Here is a 13,275-nt window from a genome sequence, read left to right as displayed (position 1 = left end):
CGGCGACCGGAGTTCACGAGGGCTCGGAGGATTCCCTCTTGTGCCTCGAATACAGGCGTTTCCCGAAGTAAAGGACGCTCCACGTGAGAGAGAGCACGGTGAGCCAGAACGGCAGATCACTGTAGTAGAGGAGTGGTGGAACCGCGAGGAGGATTCCGACGAGAAGGTCTCCCGAACTACCGGCGTGATCGATAATCTTCTTCGGTCCGACCCACTTCCCGCGTGGATGGAGATACAGGACGCCGTCACCGTCGGTTTCGTCGCTGGGTTTGTCGATTCCGACGAAGTAATCGGTGTAACAGTGGAGAGCGGCCGCTCCGAAGAAGTACAGTCCTGCCACTACGACCACCGAGTCGGATACGACTGCCAAAGAGAGGAGCAGTAGCGTCACGACCCCGTAGTAGACCGGAAAGTGGAGCGTCTTCCTGTGTTCCCACCGAAACGCATCGAAGTCGGGGAACACTCCCCCGAAAAAGGCGCAGAGGGCTACGATCCCCCCTAACTCCGGACGCCATTCCGTAACTGTGAGGGAGAGAAGCAACCCAGCGGTACCGTGATTTGGCGTCATCATCGTTGGCGGGTGCCCCTTCGGAGTCAACGATTGTGAAGCAACTGGCGGTCAGAACGTGTGTCCCTGTTCGACCGTGCTGAGAGGCACGTCGGACGGACTCGCCGGGAGTCCCACGAGCGAGTGGGACTACGGTGAGTCCACGAACGACTGACGGAGCGAAGCGACGGAAGGAACTGAGTGGACTCGCCGGGATTTGAACTCACTCGCTCACTCCGTTCGCTCGCTGTTCAAATCCCGCCTCGAACAGGACACGACTGCACTCGACACACGCGACTCACTCCGTTCGTCGGTGATGTCGAGAGAAAGTAGTGGACTCGCCGGGATTTGAACCCGGGGCCTCTCCCATGCCAAGGGAGTGATCTACCCCTGATCTACGAGCCCTCGAACGCACTCTTTGCTTTTCCGGTGTCGGTATTAAGGGCTTCGACTTTCGGAGACGGCGGCGCGGGTCGCAACCCTTTTCCGCGGAGCGCGGATGGACTCACACGGGAACAGCACGGCCGCAAATCTGACTCGCCGCGCCTCGCGCGGCTTGGGATTGCGGAAGTGTGGCGCTCGACCGGTCGCGGTCAGCCGCCAGTCGCGTATTTCTGCGGTCTGTGCCGTTCCAACCGAACAACAATGGCACGAATGCATACCCGCCGCCGTGGCTCGTCCAGTTCGGACAAGCCGGTGGCAGACGAACCCCCGGAGTGGAGCGACGTCGATGCGGACGACGTCGAATCGCGCGTCGTCGAACTCGCGGAACAGGGCTACGACCCCAGTCAGATCGGTCTGAAGCTCCGCGACGAAGGCGTCAAAGGAACCCCCGTCCCCAGCGTCAAACTGGCGACCGGGAAGAAGGTCACCGAGATTCTCGAAGAGAACGACGCCGAGCCCGAGCTTCCGGAGGACCTCCGGAACCTGATGGAGCGCGCAATCGGTCTCCGCCGACACATGGAGGAGAACCCGCAGGACATGCAGAACAAGCGGGCCCTCCAGAACACCGAGTCGAAGATTCGCCGCCTCGTCAACTACTACCGAGGCGACGAGCTCGACGAGGACTTCACGTACAACTACGACGTCGCCGTCCGCCTCCTCGAAGAGTAACGACCCACCTCGATTCCGACTCCGATGTCCGCACAACCGAACCCGGCCGACGCCCCGGACGCCCCCGTCGAGAGCGTCGCCGCCGCGCTGAGAGACGCCCCGTTCGTCAGGGTCGTCTGCCGCGCCGACGGCGACGCACTCGCGGCGGGCGGCCTCGTTGCCCGGACGCTCCGCCGCGTCGGCGTGCCGTTCCACGTGCGCGCCGTCGCGTTCCCCGAGGAAGCGGTCGCGTCCTCGGCGGACGACTCCGAGGGCGAACCGACCGTCGGCGGGAGCGCCGACGACGTGCTCCTCTCGGTGGGGACGCGCATCCCCGGCGCGGACGCGACCATCGCGCCCGGCGACGGGACGGCCAGTCTCCGCGCACACGGCGTCGCCGAGGCGTTGACGCCCGAGGGAGAGTCGGGTCCCGACCCACTTCTCGCCCTCGCGGGCGTCGTCGCCGCCGGCGAACACCCCGGCGCGGCGGACGGCGGCCTCCTCACCGTCGCCGAACGGACCGGCGCGGTGGAGCGACGGCCCGGCATCGCCGCGCCTGTCGCCGACATCGCGGACGGACTCGCCCACAGCACGCTCGCGCACGCGAGTTTCTCGGGCGACAGGGAGGCGGCCACCGCGGCGCTCGCGGGGACCGACCTCCCGGCGGAGCTCGACGCGGACGGGCACCGAACCGTGGCGTCCGTCCTCGCCCTCGACGTCGCGGGCGACGACGACGCGACGCCCCGCGCGGCGGAGGCCGTCGAACGCGCCCTCCGCCCGTACGCGACGCCGAACGCGACGTTCGCGACGCTCGGCGGGTTCGCCGACGTCCTCGACGCGGTGGCCCGGGAACGCCCCGGCACCGGCGTCGCACTCGCGTTGGGGCACGACGCCCGTGTGCCGGCGCTCGACGCGTGGCGCGACCACGCCGTCGCCGTCCACGCGGGCGTCCGCGAGGCGCACACCGGCCGCTACGAGGGCGTCTTCGTTGTTCGCGCGAACGATGGGACGGCCGACAGCGTCGGTCGCCTCGCCACCGTCGCGCGACTCGTCCGCGACTTCCGGTCGCCGGAACCGCTCGTCCTCGTCGTCGGCGACGGCCTCGCGGCCGCCGCGGCGGTCAAACGCGGGGCGGCGGACGCGATGTCCGCCGTCACCGAGGAGTTCGGCGGCGGCGTCGACGCCGACGACGGGGCGTGGGACGGCGACGCGAAGCGAGCGGTCGCGAGATTCGACGCGGACGCGGAGGAAGCGGAGGTAATCGCGGCAGTCAGGGAGGCGTCGACGTGACGCGCGAGAATCGAACCGAACACGACAGCGAAACGCCCGGGGCCGTCGAGTCCCGGACGGCCCGCCTCCGGACGACGCACGACGCCGCCGACGCGGTGGCCGAGTCGCTCCGTCCGGACAACACCGACTCCATCCGGATGGTCGTCGAGGGGGACACCCTCACGACGACCGTCGAACGGGAGACGACGGGCGGGCTGCAGTCCACGGTGGACGACGCCGTGGTCAACCTGACGGTGGCAGACGCCGTCATCGACACAGCACGTAACTACCAATCATGAGCGAACGATCAGTCTCGAAGCAGAAGCGCGGGAAGCGATGGTACACCCTCATCGCTCCGGAGCAGTTCGACCGGCAGGAAATCGGCTCGACGATGGCCGACGAGCCGGAGAAGGTGTACGGACGCACCGTCGAGGTCACCCTCGGCGAACTCACCGGAGACCAGGGTGCGAACAACACGAAGCTCACCTTCAAGGTGAACGACGTGTCCAGCGACGCGGCGTACACGGAGTTCGTCCAGCACGAGCTCACGCGGGACTACCTCCGTAGTCTCGTCCGCCGCGGCGCGTCGAAGGTTGCGGCGAACATCACGATTCTGACGACGGACGACTACCGCGTCCAGGTGCAGCCCGTGGCGTTCACGACGAAGAAGGCCGACCGCTCCCAAGAGCAGGCCATCCGCCGGGTCATGATCGACCTCGTGGAGGAGGCCGCAGAGGAGCGCACCTTCGCGGAACTCGTCGATAGCATCGTCGAGGGCCGCCTCTCCTCGGCCATCTACGGCGAGGCCAAGACCATCTACCCGCTCCGCCGGGTCGAGGTCCAGAAGCTCTCCCTCGAAGCGCGTCCCGAAGAGGTCGCCGCCGAGGAGGAGGCCGCCGTGGACGTGGACGAAGAGGACATCGCCGTCGAAGAAGCCTAACTCGGCCGCCTTCGTCGGGCGATTCGACCGACTCGCACTTTTTGGCGCTCGGGCGGACGGAGCGAACGGAGAGCGGCGCGTCCGCTCCGGACCGGGAGGTGTCGAGAGGCCACCGGCGGCGGACGGCGGTACCGACTACTCCTCGACGACGACGGTGCCGACCATCCCCGACTGTTCGTGCGGGATGCAGACGTACTCGTAGGTTCCGGGCACCTCGAACGTGTGCGAGTACGAACTACCGCTCTCGATGATGCCGTTGACGCCGTTTCTGAACTCCTCGCGCGCCGTCTGTTCGTCCTCGTACCCGCCGCTGGCGAAGTACGCGGCCTCCTCGGGAATCGAGTCCTCGTAGGCGGTGACGGTGTGTCCCCGCGAACTCGTGTTCTGCCAGACCACCTCCTCGCCCGCGGACACCGTTATCTCCGCCGGGTTGAACGCCACGGCGGTCATCCCCACGTCGTACTCCTCGGACCCGGAGTCCGACCCCGACCCGGCGACGCCCGAACACCCGGCGAGTCCGCTCGTTCCGACGGCACCGACGCCGACGAGAAACCTCCGGCGCGACAGACCGTTCATGTTCGTCCCTCGGAACGCGGGGGGTAAAGGCGGCCCGGTTCGGGCGTCGAACGCCGGTTCGCGTTCGGCCGACGACGCGGCGTCACCCGCGCGAAGATATAAAAGCTAAAAACCGCAGTCGCCGACGCCGAAGTATGATGCCCCGGTTCGTCGGCAAGATGGGACTCGCCGACGCAGTGACCGTCTCGAACGCCGCCCTCGGATTCCTCGCGGCGGTGGCCGCGACGGTTGACGTTTCGCTCGCCGCGCGACTCATCCTGCTCGCGGCCATCGCCGACGCCTTAGACGGCGTCATCGCCCGCCGCCGCGGGGGAACAGCGGTCGGCGAGTACCTCGATTCGCTGGCCGACGTGGCCTCGTTCGGCGTCGCGCCGGCGTTCCTCGTCGCCGCCGTCGTGTTGGAGATGCGGTGGGCGGGCGACGTCGGACTCGCCGTCGGCCTCGCGGGGGCGGCGGGGTTCGTCGCCATGGCCGTCGTCAGACTCGGCCTCTACACCGCCTACGACAGCGACGTGGCCGAGACGAAGGGCGTCCAGACGACGCTCGCGGCGACGATTCTCGCCGCGGGCGTCCTCGCGGGGTTCGCGGAACCGGTCGTTCTCGTCCCCCTCGTGTACCTCCTCGCCGCCCTGATGGTGACGACGATAATCTACCCCGACCTGCACGCCCAAGACGCGATTATCATGGGCGTCGTGCAGGCGTTGGCGGTCCTCCTGACCGGCCAACCCGGCGAGGTGTTCGCGTTCGGACTGCTGTTCTTGGCGCTGGCGTACCTGTTCTTCGGGCCGGTGTTCTACTGGCGGCGGGACTGACCTACATCCCCATGTCCGCCGCCGGGTCGGGGACGGGCAGGTCCGACGGCGACACGCCGAGGAGTTCGGCGGCGTGGTCGAGTGCCATGTCGAACCCGTAGTAGCGTTCGAGTTCGTCGCCGTCGGGCGTCGGGCGGACCTTCAGCATGGCGTAGCCCTCGATGTTCTGCGCCACCGCCGCCGTCCCGCGTTCGCCGGTGAACTCCAAGACGCGTTCGGCGTCCGTCTCGTAGTAGCGGGCGGTGATACCGTTCGCCGTCGCCTCGCGTTCGCTCATGGGCGGGCGTAGGGTGGGCCGGTAATCGAAACTACCGGTTCTCGGCGAGTCCGCTCGCTTCCGTCCGTCACTTCGCACCGTCAGTCGTTCGTTTCCTCGCCGCTGTCCCACTCGCTCGGTTCACTCGCTCGCGGGACCGTCGGCCGGGAACGAAACTGACGTGTTCTCGGTGGCCGACCGTCCGCCCATGTGGTTCCAGAGCGGTCGCCGCCGCGACCTCTGCGCCGTCCTCTACGACGCGGGCGAACTCCGCGGACAGCAGTTGAAGCGACGGTTGGAGGCGCACTACGGGACGCGCATCGACCCCCAATCGTTCTACGGGACGCTCGACGCCCTCGTCTCCAAGGGCCACCTCGCGCGACGGACGGAGGACATCCACGAGGTGTACGATCTCACCGAACGCGGCGAGGACGGCGTCGAGTCGTACTACGAGTGGTTGACGGACCGGGTCGAGGCAGGCGAGGAGGCGCGTCCGGCGGAGTAGTTACCGTTCGCTCCGCACCCTGTCGCCGATGGTGTTGCGGAGCACCTCGCTCGTCCCCTCGTAGATTTCGTTCAGCTTCGCGTCGCGGTAGTAGCGTTCGACGGGGAAGTCCGTCGTGTAGCCGTACCCGCCGTGGATCTGAATCGCCTCGTCGGCCACCTCCCTGCTCGCCTCGCTGGCGTACAGTTTCGCCTGCGCGGCCTCCTTGACGTACGACTCGCCGCGCATCTTCAGGTCCGCGGCCCTGTGCATCAGCAGTTTCGCCGCCTGCACCTTCGTGTCCATGTCGGCGAGTTTGTGCTTCACCGCCTGTATCTCGCCGATGGGTTCGCCGAACTGCTCTCTGTCCTCGGCGTAGGCGACGGCGTCGTCGAGTGCGGCGCGGGCGATGCCGACGCCCCGCGCGGCGATGGTGATTCGGCCGCCGTTGAGCGTCTTCAACGCCTGCAGGAACCCCTCGCCCTCCTCGCCGAGTCGGCGGTCCGCGGGGATGCGCATCCCGTCGAACCGCAGTTCGGCGGTCGGACACCCCTTGTCGCCGAGTTTGTGTTCCGTCCCCTCGACGACGAACCCCTCGTCCTCCTCGGGGCGGACGACGAACGAGGAGATGCCCTTCCGCCCGGCGTCGGGGTCGGTCTTCGCGAAGACGACGACCGTATCGGCCTCCGACCCGTTCGAGGTCCAGAGTTTCCCGCCGTCAAGCACGTACTCGTCTCCCTCCTGCGTCGCCGTCGTCCCCATCGCCGGAACGTCGCTCCCCGCCTGCGGTTCCGAGAGGGCGAACGCGCCCAACTCCTCGCCCGCGTTCAACGGCGTCAGAAACCGCTCCCGTTGGTCGTCGTCGCCGAACTCGTACAGCATGTTCCCGGCGAGGGAGGTGTGGGCGGCGACGATGGTGCCGAGTCCGCCGCTTCCGCGGCTTATCTCTTCGAGGCCGATGGCGTAGGAGTGGTAGTCGAGTCCCGCGCCGCCGTACTCCTCGGGGAACGGCATCCCCATCAGGTCGAGGTCGGCCATCTCCGAAATCAGGTCGGCGGGGTACTCGTCCGTCTCGTCTATCTCGGCGGCCCGCGGCCGAACCTCCCTGTCTACGAACTCCGAGACCACGTCTCGTATCTGTCGCTGTTCGGGGGAGAGCGCGAAGTCCATGCGCGTATCTCTCATGGTCGATACTTCAGGTTTCGCCTCGCTCTCGCTCGCTCCGACCGCGCCCACGAACTTTTTATGTCTCACGTCATAGATTGACCTACTTCGAATGTCTCAGCAGGATGACCGCCCCCACGTCGATCGGGCCGACCTCGAGTGGTGCCACGAGTCGGTCCAAGGGGTCTCTCGCACCTTCGCGCTGACGGTGGACGTTCTCGACGAGCCGATGGCTTCGCACATCTGTATCGGGTACCTCCTCTGCCGCGTCGCGGACACCGTAGAGGACGCATCGGACATACCACCGGACGCGCAGGCGGATATCCTGCGGGCGTACGACGCGGCGTTGGACCCCGACGACGGGACGGAGATCGAGGCGTTCACGGACGCCGTCGAACCGTACCTCCCGCCCGACGGGGAGATGAACGAGGACTGGCGCGTCGTCGAAGAGGCCCCCCGCGTCGTCCGCACGTTCGAGGCGCTTCCGGACGACGTCCGCGAGGCGGTTCGGCCGCCGGTCCGGGAACTCGTTCAGGGGATGGCGATGTTCGTCGAACGCTACGCCGACGAGGGCGGTCTGCGAATCCAGTCGCCCGAGGAGTTAGAGGAGTACTGCTACTACGCCGCCGGCACCGTCGGCAACCTCATCACCAACCTCGTCACGCGCGACGACCTGACCGCCGAGCGCCGGTCGCGCCTGTACGACACCGCCGAGGAGTTCGGCCTCCTCCTCCAACTGGTGAACATCTCCAAGGACGTGCACGACGATTACACCGCCGAGAACAACGTCTACCTCCCCGAGGAGTGGTTGGCCGAGGAGGGCGTCTCCCAAGAGGAGATACTCGCCGAAGAGAACGAGAGCGCCGTCTCGTCGGTCGTCCGCCGGACCGCCGAACACGCCGCGTCGTTCCTCGACGACGCCGAGACGTACCTGGAGACGGTTCCGCTCCGGAACGGGAACACGCTGGCCGCGTGGGCGATCCCATTCTTACTCTCGGTCGGGACGCTCCGCGAACTGCTCTCGAACCCGGAGGACGCCATCTCCGCGAAGGGCGTGAAGGTGTCCCGAAAGGAGGTGTTCGCCGTCGTCGCCGCGATGACCGGCGGCCCCGTCGAACGCGACGCCCTCGCCGACCTGCGGACGGAGATCTTCGCCCGCCCGTACCACCAGGCGGCGTCCACCGCCGACTGACGCCGGTCGAAGACGGTCGACGCCGACCGACAACCGACGAACGGCCGACGGACGGCGCGGCCGCCTCGCATCCGAGGCGGCGACGCTCCGCGTTCGGAACGAGGCGTCCACTCGCCGCCTCGTTGCGGGGGAAACTTGGGAGGATTTTTAGTAGTCGAAAAGCAACCTCCGTCCATGGGTACCGAAGAAACACACGACGACCACGGCCACCACTTACCGGCCGTCGAGGACTGGCCTCGCGGCTTCGGAGAGGCCAGTTGGTGGCCCTTCGTCACCGCGGTGGGCGGCGCAGGCATCTACGTGGCCGCCGCACTCTACATCCTCGGGCGCGGCGAGAACGCGATCGTCGGCCCCATAGTGGGTCCGGCGGTGTTCGTCGGCAGCGTCGCGCTGTTCCTCGTGGGGATATACGGGTGGCTCTACCACGCGTTCGTGAGCCACTTCTGGTCGCGGAGTGCGAGCGAGAAAGGCGAGAGTAAACTGAGGTGGGGCATGCTTGCCTTCCTCGGGTCCGAACTCGGCACGTTCGGCGCGCTGTTCGGATACTACTTCTACATCCGTGCAGGCACGTGGCCGCCGCAGGAGCTACCGCACCTCCTCGGGTCGCTTGTGCTCATCAACACGGCGCTCCTTATCGCCTCGTCGATTACGCTCCACTGGGCGCACGTCGGCATCCGCAAGAACAACCGCACGCAGTTCGTGGGCGGACTCGCCGTCACCCTGCTCTTGGGTATCATCTTCATCGGCGGGCAGGTGTACGAGTACTACGAGTTCATCGTCCACTCGAACTTCACCCTCGAAACCGGCATCTTCGGGTCGGCGTTCTACGGGCTGACGGGGCTCCACGGACTCCACGTGAGTCTCGGAGCGGTCCTCCTCGGCATCGTCTTCGTCCGCGCCCTGATGGGACAGTACTCCGCGGAACGGCACGTCTCCGTCAGCACGGCGTCGATGTACTGGCACTTCGTGGACGTCGTCTGGATCTTCCTCGTCGTCGTCCTGTACGCCGGCGCGGAAATCGGCGTCTGACGCGCCGACGCTCGCCGACCCCGCCCCCGGCGGGGTTCCGAACCGTTCTCCTCGAACCGTCCCCGTGATACGACTCTCTCCCCGTTCTCGCCGCGTCGCCCGCGCGCTCGGAGCGCTCGGTTCGCTCGTCGCCCTCGTGGGCGTGACGCTCGCGACGGTCGTCTCGCCGACGTTCTCGTGGGCCGGGAGCGCGCTCTCGGACTTGGGCGTTCGGCCGCCGACGGCGCTCCTGTTCAACGCCAGCCTCGCCCTCGGCGGTGCAGTCGCACTCGGATACGCCCTCGTCCTCCGGCGACACTCCGGCGTCGTCGCCGCCTGCTACGCCGTCGCCGTCGCGTCGATGGGACTCGTCGGCGTCTTCCCCGCCGGCGCGGCGCTTCACTTCCCCGTCGCCGTCTCCTTCTTCCTCTCGCTGACGGCGGCGATGGCCGCGGACGGGCTTCTCCGACTGGACACCGCGTCGGGGAGACTCGCGCTGACGCTCTCGGCGGCGCACGTCGCCTCGTGGGGGCTCTGGCTCCGCGGCGTGCGACTCGGCCCGGGGCTGGCCGTCCCCGAGTTCGCGGGCGCAGTCGCGTTCGCGGCGTGGGTGGTCGGCCTCTCGCCGCCCGCACCGCTTCGCTCGCTCTGGAACTCGGACACCTCGCCTCAGGTGTAACGCTCGTAGAACGAGTTGATGTCCGAGTCGGTGCCGGCCACGACCAGCGTGTCCTCCGACCGGACGATGAGGTCCGGTCCCACCTCGGTGATGAGTTCGCCGTCCCGTTCGACGGCGACGACCGTGCAGTTCGTCCGGGCGCGCACGTCCGCCTCGGCGAGCGATTTCCCGGCGATTTCCGGCGCTCTCGTCCGGACGAGCTCCACCTGCGACTCGGGCGCGATGACCGTCTCCTCGGTGAGGTTCGACGCGAGGATGCGACCGCTCACCGTCGAGAGGGCGAGGACGTACTCCGCGCCCGCGCGGTAGAGCTTCGCCACGTTCTCGGTCTCGTTCGCGCGGGCGATGACCTCCGTCTCCGGCGAGAGGTGCTTTATGACGAGCGTCGCGAAGATGGCCTTCGTGTCGGTGTCGAGTGAGAGGACGACGCTCTGGGCCTCCTCGATGTTCGCCGCCCGGAGGCTCTGTTTGTCCCGCACGTCGCCGACGACGTCCACGCCGGGCAGTTCCTCCACGTCGAGGACGACGCTCGGCACGCCCGCGCCGCCGAGAGCGTCGGCCACCGTCGTCCCCACCTCGCCGTACCCGGCGACGATGACCTTCCCGTTTCGGTGTCTGCGCGTCTGCGACCGGGTGAGTCGTTTCACCTGCTCCAGTTGGGACTCGCGGCCGGTCACGAGGAGGATGGTGTGCTCGTCGATGACGTCCGTCGGCGCGGGCGGACTGACGAACTCGCCTCTGAACCACGCGCCGATGATGTTCACGCCGGTGCGCCGGCCGATGGCGCTCTCGGCGATGGTCTCGCCTTCGAGTTCGCTCCCCCGCTTGACCAACACCTCGGCTATCTCGAAGTCGTCGCCGATTTCGATGGCGTCGCTCATCGAGGCGGAGATGGGCGTCGCCGCCTTCCGAGCAAGGCTCTCGCCGACGAGGCGGCGCGGCGAGACGACGCTGTCCGCGCCGGCGTACTCGTGGTAGTCGGCGGCGGCGCTCTCTTCGATGATGCTGACCACGCGGAGGTCGGGCGCGGCCTGCTTCGCCGAGAGGATGATGCTCGCGTTCGTCTCGTCGTCGTCGTCGGCGACGAGTGCGACGGCCTCCTCGGCGTTGGCGTCCTCCAACGCCTCGACCGTCTCGGGGTCGCCGTGAATCACGTCGTACCCCTCGGAGTGCAACTCCTCGGCCCGTTCGCGGTCCTCCTCGACGACGACGTACGGGACGTCCATCGAGTCGAGTTCGTCCACGAGAACGTCGCCGCGGGGGGTGAACGTGCAGACGACGACGTGCTCCGAGTGGTCCACGGAGGACGGCGGCGACGTTCGAAGCGCCTCCTCGACGAGGGGGACCAAAAAGAGCGGGAGGGTGAGGAAGATGACCGCCACGCCGGTCATCTGCATGAGGATCATCAGACCCAGCATCGGCGTCGTGGACCACAGTCCCGCTTGCTCGCCGTATCCGGTGGTGGAGAACGTCTCGACGACGACCTGAAGCGCCTGCACGTAGGAGACGGAGGCTCCCTCGAAGGTACCGAGCGCCCACTGGTACACCGCCGCGTAGGCCAGCATCAACACCGCGGACCCGATAGCGAACAGCACGAACCGGCGGCGGGCGTCGGGAACCCTCGACTCCAACCCGTTTGGCATACTCCGCCGTGAACCCTCCGCGGCTAAAAGTCCCCCGAGAGTAGGCTACCCATGGGCCGTCGCCGCGACGCACTCCTGGCCGTCCTCGTCTCGATTCCCCTCGTCGGCGCGGGCGTCCTCCTCGACGCCCCCGCGGACCCTCTCGCCGCGACCCTCGGCGCGGCGGGAGCGCTCGTACTCGAGGGCCTCCTGTCGTTCGACGCCCCGCGCGTCCGCCGCGCGTGGGACCGGCCGGCCGTCCAGATCGGTGCCGTCCTCGCGGCGTTCGTCGCCGCCGCCGTCGGCGTCGCCCGGGTCGGCCCGGTCGCCGTGACGGTCGTAGTCGCCGGCCTCGCGACGTACCTGCTCGTCCTCGGGGGCGTCTCGCTCCGAGACGCGCTTCGAGACGCGTGACCTCCTCAGGCGACGCGGAAGAGCACGTCCACGTTCTGTGCGAGGTAGGTCAGTTCCTCCTCCGCGATCGCCCTATGCTTCCCGCCGACCCACCGCCGCACCGCGTCGTCGTTCACGTCGTCGCCCACCGCCCGTTCGACGCGGCGGAGGAGGTAGTGGAGGAAGTACGCCTGTTCGCCCTCGTACGGCGGGGAGACGACCCGGTCGGACCCGCCGGCGGAGAGCAGTTCCGCGTCCGCCTCGACGACGGCGTCGAGGAGGGCCCCGCCGAACTGAGCCGACCCGCCGTCGAGGCTCATCGACGCGTGGTACGCGTCGAGTATCGCCCGCGTCGCGTCGTCGTCGCCGGACGGCCGGAAGGCGGTCTGGCCGTCGAACGTCATCGGGAAGTAGCAGACGCCGCCGGACTCGACGCCGTCGAGAAGCGCCGAGAGGCCGTCCGGGAGGTCGATGGTGCCGGCGAAGGCGTGGCCGACCAGAACGTCGTACGTCCGCGCGTCGAGGTGGCGGAAGGCGTCGTCGGCGACGAACCGCACCGTCGTCGAAGACGCCGGCAGGTAGAGTCGGTCCTCGGACTCCCACGTCGCCTCTCGGTCGCTCTCTCCGACCCACCGGCGCACCGTCTCGCAGCCGATGCGGACGGTTTCGGGGTCGGCGTCGAGGACGACGTACGTCACGTTCTCCGGGAGGACGCCCCACTGGAGGAGGCGGCGGCACATCGACCCGATGCCGCCGCCGGCGTCGACGATTCGGAGCGGGTTCGCCGACTGCTCGGCGAGTCGGTCAAGTTCGGCGCGGAACCGGTCGAGCGTCGGCCGGTGAAGCGCGGCGTCGTCGATGGACTCCTGCGCGCGGAGATACCGCGTGTACGAGTACGTCTGGGGTAGCGTGGGAGGCACGGACGAAAATAATTTGGGCTTGACAAAAATCCTCGTGTCTCGGGTCGCGTCGTCGCTCCGACACGTCCTCCCCAGATGCAACCCGAGGACGCCGTACCCCTCGCCGCGCACTCCGGCGCGCGGCGGTCTGTCGCGCGCGGTTCGGCGGTCGTTCGCGGCGGGGGAACACCTCTCAGATCTTCGTCACGTATTCCTCCGAAATGCGTCCGACGGCGGAGGAGTCGTGCGGTTTTCCGGACGAGCGACCAGCTGCGGCTGTGCGCCCCCGACGCATCACCATCGCCCGATATGACGCTCGTCCGACGTGAATCGCGGGTTCGG

The 13,275-nt window shown here is 68.1% G+C and carries 16 protein-coding genes and 1 tRNA gene; 10 read left to right on the top strand and 7 right to left on the bottom strand.

Annotated elements, in window-relative coordinates:
- Positions 1–13: 13 nt before the first annotated feature.
- Both ACZ522_RS17060 and ACZ522_RS17055 read right to left on the bottom strand, forming a co-directional pair.
- Positions 14–541 carry a metal-dependent hydrolase gene (locus ACZ522_RS17060; RefSeq protein WP_379696903.1) on the bottom strand — a complete coding sequence of 176 codons (528 nt, stop codon included), beginning with the start codon at positions 539–541 and terminating at the stop codon, positions 14–16.
- A gap of 339 nt (positions 542–880) precedes the next feature.
- Positions 881–952 (bottom strand) — tRNA-Ala (locus ACZ522_RS17055).
- 240 nt (positions 953–1,192) lie between these two features.
- On the opposite strand from ACZ522_RS17055, the gene ACZ522_RS17050 reads away from it, so the two are divergent.
- Genes ACZ522_RS17050 through ACZ522_RS17035 form a run of 4 tightly spaced genes read left to right on the top strand, consistent with a single transcriptional unit; the run spans position 1,193 to position 3,848 of the window.
- Positions 1,193–1,660 (top strand): 30S ribosomal protein S15, encoded by a 468-nt coding sequence (locus ACZ522_RS17050; protein ID WP_379696905.1) that lies wholly within the window; start codon positions 1,193–1,195, stop codon positions 1,658–1,660.
- A 24-nt stretch (positions 1,661–1,684) separates the two neighbouring features.
- On the top strand, positions 1,685–2,929 hold the full coding sequence (locus tag ACZ522_RS17045) for a hypothetical protein (RefSeq protein WP_379696907.1): 1,245 nt from the start codon (positions 1,685–1,687) through the stop codon (positions 2,927–2,929).
- Positions 2,926–3,207 (top strand): KEOPS complex subunit Pcc1, encoded by a 282-nt coding sequence (locus ACZ522_RS17040; protein ID WP_379696909.1) that lies wholly within the window; start codon positions 2,926–2,928, stop codon positions 3,205–3,207. The genes ACZ522_RS17045 and ACZ522_RS17040 overlap by 4 nt, the downstream gene beginning before the upstream one ends.
- Positions 3,204–3,848 carry a 30S ribosomal protein S3ae gene (locus tag ACZ522_RS17035; protein ID WP_379696911.1) on the top strand — a complete coding sequence of 215 codons (645 nt, stop codon included), beginning with the start codon at positions 3,204–3,206 and terminating at the stop codon, positions 3,846–3,848. Before ACZ522_RS17040 ends, ACZ522_RS17035 begins: the two co-directional genes overlap by 4 nt.
- Positions 3,849–3,983: 135 nt before the next feature.
- On the opposite strand, the gene ACZ522_RS17030 is transcribed toward ACZ522_RS17035, so the two are convergent.
- On the bottom strand, positions 3,984–4,424 hold the full coding sequence (locus tag ACZ522_RS17030) for a cupredoxin domain-containing protein (RefSeq protein ID WP_379696913.1): 441 nt from the start codon (positions 4,422–4,424) through the stop codon (positions 3,984–3,986).
- 134 nt (positions 4,425–4,558) lie between these two features.
- On the opposite strand from ACZ522_RS17030, the gene ACZ522_RS17025 reads away from it, so the two are divergent.
- Entirely contained in the window at positions 4,559–5,236 is a 678-nt protein-coding gene (locus ACZ522_RS17025; protein ID WP_379696915.1) for a protein sorting system archaetidylserine synthase, read from the top strand.
- A gap of 1 nt (position 5,237) precedes the next feature.
- Here ACZ522_RS17025 and ACZ522_RS17020 read toward each other — a convergent pair whose 3' ends face one another.
- Positions 5,238–5,513: a DUF7111 family protein gene (locus ACZ522_RS17020; protein ID WP_379696917.1), complete on the bottom strand. Its 276-nt coding sequence runs from the start codon at positions 5,511–5,513 to the stop codon at positions 5,238–5,240.
- A gap of 187 nt (positions 5,514–5,700) precedes the next feature.
- Between ACZ522_RS17020 and ACZ522_RS17015 the strand changes: the two genes are divergently transcribed.
- On the top strand, positions 5,701–5,997 hold the full coding sequence (locus ACZ522_RS17015) for a DNA-binding protein (protein ID WP_379696919.1): 297 nt from the start codon (positions 5,701–5,703) through the stop codon (positions 5,995–5,997).
- On the opposite strand, the gene ACZ522_RS17010 is transcribed toward ACZ522_RS17015, so the two are convergent.
- The gene (locus tag ACZ522_RS17010) at positions 5,998–7,146 is read right to left on the bottom strand and encodes an acyl-CoA dehydrogenase family protein (protein WP_379696922.1); all 1,149 of its coding nucleotides are present in this window, start codon (positions 7,144–7,146) and stop codon (positions 5,998–6,000) included.
- Positions 7,147–7,252: 106 nt separating this feature from the next.
- On the opposite strand from ACZ522_RS17010, the gene ACZ522_RS17005 reads away from it, so the two are divergent.
- The 3 genes from ACZ522_RS17005 to ACZ522_RS16995 all read left to right on the top strand — a co-directional run bounded on the left by ACZ522_RS17005 (position 7,253) and on the right by ACZ522_RS16995 (position 10,019).
- Positions 7,253–8,332: a phytoene/squalene synthase family protein gene (locus ACZ522_RS17005; RefSeq protein ID WP_379696924.1), complete on the top strand. Its 1,080-nt coding sequence runs from the start codon at positions 7,253–7,255 to the stop codon at positions 8,330–8,332.
- 174 nt (positions 8,333–8,506) lie between these two features.
- The gene (locus ACZ522_RS17000; RefSeq protein WP_379696927.1) at positions 8,507–9,361 is read left to right on the top strand and encodes a cytochrome c oxidase subunit 3; all 855 of its coding nucleotides are present in this window, start codon (positions 8,507–8,509) and stop codon (positions 9,359–9,361) included.
- 64 nt (positions 9,362–9,425) lie between these two features.
- The gene (locus ACZ522_RS16995) at positions 9,426–10,019 is read left to right on the top strand and encodes a DUF998 domain-containing protein (protein ID WP_379696930.1); all 594 of its coding nucleotides are present in this window, start codon (positions 9,426–9,428) and stop codon (positions 10,017–10,019) included.
- On the opposite strand, the gene ACZ522_RS16990 is transcribed toward ACZ522_RS16995, so the two are convergent.
- Positions 10,010–11,662: a potassium channel family protein gene (locus ACZ522_RS16990; protein ID WP_379696932.1), complete on the bottom strand. Its 1,653-nt coding sequence runs from the start codon at positions 11,660–11,662 to the stop codon at positions 10,010–10,012. The two genes, ACZ522_RS16995 and ACZ522_RS16990, sit on opposite strands and share 10 nt — an antisense overlap.
- Before the next feature lie 51 nt (positions 11,663–11,713).
- Here ACZ522_RS16990 and ACZ522_RS16985 point away from each other — a divergent pair, with 51 nt between their 5' ends.
- Positions 11,714–12,055, top strand: coding sequence for a hypothetical protein (locus tag ACZ522_RS16985; RefSeq protein WP_379696934.1), 342 nt, complete (start codon positions 11,714–11,716; stop codon positions 12,053–12,055).
- 5 nt (positions 12,056–12,060) lie between these two features.
- Here the strand turns inward: ACZ522_RS16985 and ACZ522_RS16980 are convergent, their stop codons facing one another.
- Positions 12,061–12,954, bottom strand: a complete 894-nt coding sequence (locus ACZ522_RS16980; protein ID WP_379696936.1) for a hypothetical protein — start codon at positions 12,952–12,954, stop codon at positions 12,061–12,063.
- Positions 12,955–13,275 lie beyond the last annotated feature (321 nt).

It is taken from the genome of Halopelagius fulvigenes (assembly GCF_055398025.1).
The sequence above is the reverse complement of the archived record's forward strand: the minus strand, read 5'-3'. Positions and strand labels throughout refer to the sequence as shown.

Coding starts and splice junctions, on each gene's coding strand:
- ACZ522_RS17050 (WP_379696905.1), top strand. CDS start 1,193: ATGGCACGAATGCATACCCGCCGCCGTGGCTCGTCCAGTTCGGACAAG.
- ACZ522_RS17045 (WP_379696907.1), top strand. CDS start 1,685: ATGTCCGCACAACCGAACCCGGCCGACGCCCCGGACGCCCCCGTCGAG.
- ACZ522_RS17035 (WP_379696911.1), top strand. CDS start 3,204: ATGAGCGAACGATCAGTCTCGAAGCAGAAGCGCGGGAAGCGATGGTAC.
- ACZ522_RS17030 (WP_379696913.1), bottom strand. CDS start 4,424: ATGAACGGTCTGTCGCGCCGGAGGTTTCTCGTCGGCGTCGGTGCCGTC.
- ACZ522_RS17025 (WP_379696915.1), top strand. CDS start 4,559: ATGATGCCCCGGTTCGTCGGCAAGATGGGACTCGCCGACGCAGTGACC.
- ACZ522_RS17020 (WP_379696917.1), bottom strand. CDS start 5,513: ATGAGCGAACGCGAGGCGACGGCGAACGGTATCACCGCCCGCTACTAC.
- ACZ522_RS17015 (WP_379696919.1), top strand. CDS start 5,701: ATGTGGTTCCAGAGCGGTCGCCGCCGCGACCTCTGCGCCGTCCTCTAC.
- ACZ522_RS17010 (WP_379696922.1), bottom strand. CDS start 7,146: ATGGACTTCGCGCTCTCCCCCGAACAGCGACAGATACGAGACGTGGTC.
- ACZ522_RS17005 (WP_379696924.1), top strand. CDS start 7,253: ATGTCTCAGCAGGATGACCGCCCCCACGTCGATCGGGCCGACCTCGAG.
- ACZ522_RS17000 (WP_379696927.1), top strand. CDS start 8,507: ATGGGTACCGAAGAAACACACGACGACCACGGCCACCACTTACCGGCC.
- ACZ522_RS16990 (WP_379696932.1), bottom strand. CDS start 11,662: ATGCCAAACGGGTTGGAGTCGAGGGTTCCCGACGCCCGCCGCCGGTTC.
- ACZ522_RS16985 (WP_379696934.1), top strand. CDS start 11,714: ATGGGCCGTCGCCGCGACGCACTCCTGGCCGTCCTCGTCTCGATTCCC.